Annotated in this window: 3 protein-coding genes; 2 read left to right on the top strand and 1 reads right to left on the bottom strand. The window is 68.1% G+C overall.

Features of this window, described 5'->3' with window-relative positions; translation table 11 throughout:
* On the bottom strand, nt 1-318 hold a 318-nt coding region (locus GJ629_RS15075), incomplete at its 3' end, for a hypothetical protein (RefSeq protein ID WP_157513750.1).
* 51 nt (nt 319-369) lie between these two features.
* On the opposite strand from GJ629_RS15075, the gene GJ629_RS15070 reads away from it, so the two are divergent.
* Both GJ629_RS15070 and GJ629_RS15065 read left to right on the top strand, forming a co-directional pair.
* Complete coding sequence (locus GJ629_RS15070; protein WP_157513749.1) at nt 370-1350, top strand: NAD-dependent epimerase/dehydratase family protein; 981 nt, start codon at nt 370-372, stop codon at nt 1348-1350.
* 252 nt (nt 1351-1602) lie between these two features.
* Nucleotides 1603-3544, top strand: a 1942-nt coding sequence (locus tag GJ629_RS15065; RefSeq protein ID WP_157513748.1) for a glycoside hydrolase family 3 N-terminal domain-containing protein, incomplete at its 3' end; no start/stop codon positions are given.

The raw sequence follows: 3544 nt of genomic DNA, 5'->3' as shown, positions 1-3544 counted from the left end.
CGGAGGCGGGTGACGACGGCGAAAGAGACGAGGGCGACGGCGTCGGCGGCGAACGTGACGGGGTCGAGGGCCGTAGTTGGCGGACGGTCCGACGGCCGCGAGGCGGGGGGCGGCGACGGCGAGGACGACGCCGAGGGCGATGACAGCCTCGACGACGCCGTCGTAGCCGGACCTCGCCGCGCCGAGGGCGGCGACGAACCCGCCGACGAAGGTACCGAACCACAGCGCGCCGAACGAGTCAATCAGGAAGGCCGCCTGCAACCCCCACCAGATGAACACCGCGCCGACGCCGATGGCGATGGTCCGTCGTCGATTCACGCTCTGAAATAGGTGACCAACGGTTTTGAGCCCTCCGGTCAACCGGTGGGTATGGCACGCGTGTTGGTCATCGGTGGGGGCCGGTTCGTCGGTCGACACACCGTCGAGGCGTTTCTCGACGCCGGCGAGGACGTGACGCTTGCGACCCGCGGCAACCACCCGATTCCCTTCGACCGGGGCGATCAAGTCGGGCACGTCCAGTGTGACCGCCGCGACGACGCGCAACTGCGGGAGGCCGCCCGCGTCGTCGATCCCGACATCGTCGTCGACGTGGTCGCCTACCACCCCCGGGACGTGCGGGTCGCGACGGACGTCTTCGCGGACTGTGAATCCTACGTCTACGTCTCCAGCGGGGCCGCCTACGGCGCCCACCGCGTCCCCAAGCGCGAGGGCGACACGTCGCTTGCACCCTGCGACGAGGCCCAGAGCGAGGACACGACCGGCGACACCTACGGCAACCGGAAGGCCGAGGGCGACCGGGCGGTGTTCGCGGCCGCCGCCGACGGCGTCCGGGCGATGAGCGTCCGGCCGACTATCGTCTACGGCCCCCACGACTACACCGAACGACTGGACTACTGGCTCCACCGCGTCGACACACAGGACCGAGTCGTCGTGCCCGGCGACGGGACGACGCTGAACCATCTGGTGTACGTCGAGGACGTGGCCGACGCCGTCCTGACCGTCGCCCGCGACGGCGAGGCGGGCGAGGCCTACAACGTCGGCGACCGCCACGCCCCCTCGCTGGGTGAGTGGATCGAGTTGCTCGCCGAGGCGTGTGACACGACCGTCGACCCCGTCTACGCCAGCGAGCGCGAACTGTCCCCCGACCTCCTCCCGTCGGACTTCCCGCTGTACACCGACCGACCGCACCTCCTCTCGACGACGAAACTGGCGTCGCTGGGCTGGACGTCGACGCCACACGAGGCGGCCCTCGAACCGACGGTGGCCGAACACCGCGACAGCGACCGTGACGGCACCGACCGGGGCCCGCGCCGGGACGTCGAGGCCGACGTGCTGGACCGTCTCGGGTGACGCTCGGGCCGGAACGCACGGACGGTGGGCTGGTGGACTGACCGTTCTGCGTACACGAACAGCGAGTCGGTGGACGGGGCGTCCGGGCCTCGGCCCGGATCGGTTGGCGCTAGTTGTGCATATCTGATAGGTGCCGGGTGAACAAAATGTCAATAGTGAGTGGTTACTGGATCGTTAAAATATCGTGTCAGCCACAAACGGACGAGTATCGTGTGCATAACAAACGTAAAAGACAGTGATGGACAGCCCGCAATGTCTGGACAAGACACTGATGGTTCGGGAGACGGCCCCTCCCGACGGACGTTTATGAAAGCGACCGGTGCGGCGACCGCGGCGGCGGCCGTCGACGTCGGCACGGTCGCGGCGGACCAAGAGGAGATAGACGAACTACTCGGGGAGATGTCGGTCGCCGAGAAGGCGGGACAGATGCTCCAACCGGCGCTCACGTCGCTGGATCCCGAAGACCCGGCTGCCGACGTCTTCGACGTCGAGACGACCGGCGAACTGTTCTCGGAGGCGGGCGTCGGGTCCGTGCTGGCCGGCGGTGCGGAGCCACCGACACTGGACCCCGAAGAGTTGGTGACACAGATCAACGCCCTGCAGGAGTACAACGTCGAGAACTCCCCGAACGGGATTCCCTTCTTTTTCGGCATCGACGGCGTCCACGGCGCCAACTACGTCGACGGGGCGACGACGCTCCCCCAGCGGCACAATATGGGCGCGACCCGGGACGTGGACCTGATCGAACAAGCAGAGGAACACAGCGCGGACGCCATCGCCGCGACTGGCTGTCACGAGACGTTCGCGCCGACGGTCGAACTCCAGCGAGACCCGCGCTGGGGCCGGTACTTCGAGGGGATCAGCGAGGACCCCAAACTGCTCGGTGACGTCTCGCTGGCGCGGACCCGGGCCTTCGAACACGACGGCCGCGTCTCGGCGACGGTCAAACACTTCGCCGGCTACGAGGTCCCCGAAAACGGCAACGACCGCGCGGCCGCGAACGTCTCGATGCGGGACTTCCGGGAGACGCTGTTGCCGCCGTTCGAGGTCGCCCTCGCGGAGGGCGCGGGGATGGTGATGGTCAACAGCGGATCGGTCAACGGCGTCCCGGCTCACGCCTCCTACTGGCTGCTGACGACGGTGCTCCGCGAGGAGTACGGGTTCGAGGGCGTCATCCTTTCGGACTGGAACGACCTCTACCGGATGATCGGCCTCCACGAACACTATCCCGACACCGACGAGGGGCGACGGATGGCAATCGAGGAGGCCATCGAGGCCGGGCTGGATATGTTCATGCTCGGCAGCGGCAACGACGCCAGCATCAAGCCGATAGCGTTCGTCGAGACGGTCGTCGACCTCGTCGACAGCGGCGACCTCTCCGAACAGCGGATCGACGACTCCGTCGAACGTATCCTCGAACTCAAATACGATCTGGGGCTGTTCGAGGACCCCTACACCGACGAGTCGCTGGTCACGGACCTCGTGGGCAACGAGGAGTCGCTGGCGACGGCCGCCGAACTCGCACGCGAGTCGATGGTCCTGCTGAAAAACGAGGGCGCCACCGAGGACGGCGACCCGGTGTTGCCCCTCTCGGGTGAGGAGGACCTGCTCGTGACCGGCCCCGGAGTCAGTCCCGACGGGGTCGAGAACCGAGTGATGATGCAACACGGCGGCTGGACGCTGGGCTGGCAGGCCATCGAGAACGGCAGCCTCACCGAGGACGGCCCGCGGCCGGCCGGCACGACGATGATCGAAGAGTTAGAGGACGCACTCGGCGACGGAGTCACGCACGTCCCGACGACGCTGGACCGGGCGCAGTGGTGGACGGCACCCGACCTGACGGCGTACGAGGAGACCAGACCGGCCTACGACTTCACCGACGACCAGCGGAGCGCGGTCGAGAGCGCGGCCCCCGAGGCCGACGCCGTCGTCGTCGTACTCGGAGAGGCACCACACAACGAGGGGTTCGGCGACCGCGACGACATCGCGCTCCACGAGGCCCAGCGGGAGATAGTCCGGACCGTCGCCGAGAACGCCGGCGAGGACACGCCGATCGTCGGCGTCGAGTACGCGGGCAGCCCCCGAGGCGGACAGGAGACCTTCCAGCACCTCGACGCGCTACTGTACGCCGGACAGCCCGGCAGCGGTGGGGGCGTCGCGATCACCGAGACGCTGCTCGGCGAGTACAACCCGG

The sequence above is a fragment of the Halapricum sp. CBA1109 genome, from assembly GCF_009741825.1.
In the GTDB taxonomy this organism is placed as follows: Archaea; Halobacteriota; Halobacteria; order Halobacteriales; family Haloarculaceae; genus Halapricum.
Note: the sequence above shows the minus strand (reverse complement) of the source record. Positions and strands in the feature narration are given on the sequence as shown.